2 protein-coding genes are annotated in these 3,069 nt (G+C 53.9%); both read left to right on the forward strand.

The genetic code is table 11. From position 1 onward, the window contains the following. The first annotated feature begins 146 nt into the window (after positions 1–146). The gene (locus IK012_RS04430) at positions 147–1,904 is read left to right on the forward strand and encodes a V-type ATP synthase subunit A (protein WP_290951068.1); all 1,758 of its coding nucleotides are present in this window, start codon (positions 147–149) and stop codon (positions 1,902–1,904) included. Continuing rightward, positions 1,897–3,069 (forward strand): V-type ATP synthase subunit B (locus IK012_RS04435; RefSeq protein ID WP_290951071.1); only part of this gene is annotated, 1,173 nt, incomplete at its 3' end. The genes IK012_RS04430 and IK012_RS04435, both read left to right, overlap by 8 nt.

Consider the following 3,069-nt stretch of genomic DNA (forward strand, 5'->3'; position numbering starts at 1 on the left):
AAGCATGTTTATGCCTACGCGATAAAACTCAGAATTTGTGAGCGCTGGGCACGCTTGAACGAAATTGCGGGCGACAAAGCCGTCATCAATGTTATTAATGCTAACGATCCTGCGTTTAGGCAGGAATGATTGGAGGTCCATTTTCAATGGCTAGTATCGGAAAAATAACCGGCGTGAACGGAAACCTGATTCGTGTCAAGTTCGAAAGCGCCGTTTCCCAGAACGAAGTGGCTTATGCAAAGCTCGTTTCAAAAAACAAAGATGGTAAGGCTGAAATCATTCCCCTCAAGAGCGAAGTGATTCGCATTCGTGGTGATTACGCTGAACTCCAGGTATTCGAGGATACGACTGGCCTCAAGGCTGGCGACGAAGTCGAATTTACCGGTGAACTTCTTTCTGTTGAACTTGGACCCGGTCTTCTTACACAAGTGTTTGACGGTTTGCAGAACCCGCTGCCGAAGCTTGCTGACGAATGCGGCTTTTTCTTGCAGCGCGGTAAGTATTTGAAAGCGCTCCCGCGTGACGTGAAGTGGGCGTTTACACCGGTCGCGAAGGCTGGCGACGTTGTTGTCGCGGGCGATACGCTCGGCACTGTTCCGGAAGGCGTGTTCACGCACCGCATCATGGTGCCGTTCAAGCTTTTGGGCAAATGGACCGTTGATTATATTACTTCTGCCGGTGACCGCACTGTCGAAGAAGTTGTCGCGAAACTCAAGAACGACAAGGGCGAAAAGGTCGATGTGACGATGGTGCAGACCTGGCCGGTGAAGATGCCGATCAAGGCCTTCGAAGAACGTCTCCGTCCGAGCAAGCCCTTGACGATGCAGCAGCGCATTATCGATACGTTCTTCCCCGTGATGCAGGGCGGTACGTTCTGTACGCCGGGCCCGTTCGGTGCCGGTAAGACCGTGCTCCAGCAGCTCATGAGCCGCTACGCCGACGTGGACATTGTGATTTTGGCCGCTTGCGGTGAACGTGCTGGTGAAGTGGTGGAAACCCTTCGTGAATTCCCGGAATTGATTGACCCGCGTACGGGCAAGTCCCTCATGGAACGTACGCTGATTATTTGTAACACGTCTTCGATGCCGGTGGCTGCCCGTGAAGCTTCCGTTTATACCGGCGTGACGCTCGCTGAATACTACCGTCAGATGGGCCTCAACGTGCTCTTGCTCGCTGACTCCACTTCCCGTTGGGCACAGGCCTTGCGCGAAATGAGCGGCCGTTTGGAAGAAATTCCGGGCGAAGAAGCGTTCCCGGCTTACCTCGAATCCGTGATTGCTTCGTTCTACGAACGCGGTGGCGTTGTCCGCCTCAAGGACGGCAAGACGGGTTCTGTGACGATTTGCGGTTCCGTTTCTCCGGCAGGTGGTAACTTCGAAGAACCGGTGACGCAGGCAACCTTGAAGGTGGTGGGCGCATTCCTCGGCCTTAGCCGTGAACGTTCCGACCAACGCCGTTTCCCGGCTATCCATCCGCTTGATTCTTGGTCCAAGTACGAAGGCATCATCGAATCGAAGAAGGTGGCCGAAGCCCGTCACATTCTCGCCGCAGGCGTGGACGTGAACAACATGATGAAGGTGGTGGGCGAAGAAGGTACCTCCATCGACGACTTTGTAATTTATTTGAAATCCGAATACCTGGATGCCGTCTATCTGCAGCAGGATGCGTATAACGAAATCGACGCTGCCTGTTCCGCTGAACGCCAGAAGTACGTGTTCGACAAGATTTTCACCATCCTTACGACTCCGATGAAGTTTGCGGAGAAGGATGTCGCTCGTACGTTCTTCCTGAAATTGACGCAGACCACCAAGGACTGGAACCGCGTGGCCTTTGACTCTCAGGAATTCAAGGATCTCGAATCTAGTATTTTCGCTTCCGTGAAGGAGGTTTCCGCTAATGCATAATGTTGCTTACCATCGTATTGAACGCATTGCCGGTTCCGTGATTACTTTGAGGGCCGAAGGCGTTGCCAACCAGGAACTCGCCCAGGTGACAAGTTCGTTCGGCACATCTCTTGCCCGTGTGATCCGCATTGACGGTGACATGGTGGACTTGCAGGTGTTCGCTGGCGCTCGCGGTATTTCGACCGATTCCGAAGTGCGATTCCTTGGCGAACCGATGAAGGTTCCGTACAGCGAAGCTTTGCTTGGCCGCGTGTTTAACGGTGCTGGCATGCCCCGCGACAACGGCCCCGAAGTCGATGGCGAACGCATCACGATTGGCGGCCCGTCCGTGAACCCGGCCAAGCGTATCATCCCGAAGACGATGGTGCGTACGGGTATCCCGATGATTGACGTGTTCAACACGCTCGTCGTTTCGCAGAAGCTCCCGATTTTCTCTATCGCCGGTGAACCGTACAACGAACTCTTGGCACGTATTGCTTTGCAGGCCGAAGTCGACGTGATTATCCTCGGCGGTATGGGCCTGAAGCACGATGACTACCTTTACCTCAAGGATTACCTCGAAAAGAACGGTGCTTTGAGCCGTACGGTGATGTTCATGCACACGGCATCTGACCCGATCGTGGAATGCTTGCTTGTGCCGGATGCTTCCTTGGCTGTTGCCGAAAAGTTTGCAACCGAAGGCAAGAACGTGCTCGTGCTCCTCACGGACATGACGAACTTTGCCGACGCCATGAAGGAAATCGCCATTACGATGGAACAGATTCCGTCGAACCGCGGTTATCCCGGTGACCTTTACTCTCAGCTCGCCAGCCGTTACGAAAAGGCTGTGGACTTCGAAGGTTCGGGCTCCATTACGATTTTGGCCGTGACCACCATGCCGGGCGACGACGTGACGCACCCGGTTCCGGACAACACGGGTTACATTACCGAAGGTCAGTTCTACTTGCGCAAGGGCCGTATCGAACCGTTCGGTTCTTTGAGCCGCTTGAAACAGCAGGTGAACGGCAAGACCCGTAGCGACCACCGTACCATCATGAACACCATGATTCAGCTGTACGCTAGCTACAAGGAAACCTTGGAAAAGCAATCCATGGGCTTCAACATGAGTAACTGGGACCAGAAACTCTTGAAGTACGGTGTGCGCTTCGAAAAGGAGATGATGGAC

The sequence above is a fragment of the Fibrobacter sp. genome, assembly GCF_017551775.1.
GTDB lineage: Bacteria > Fibrobacterota > Fibrobacteria > Fibrobacterales > Fibrobacteraceae > Fibrobacter.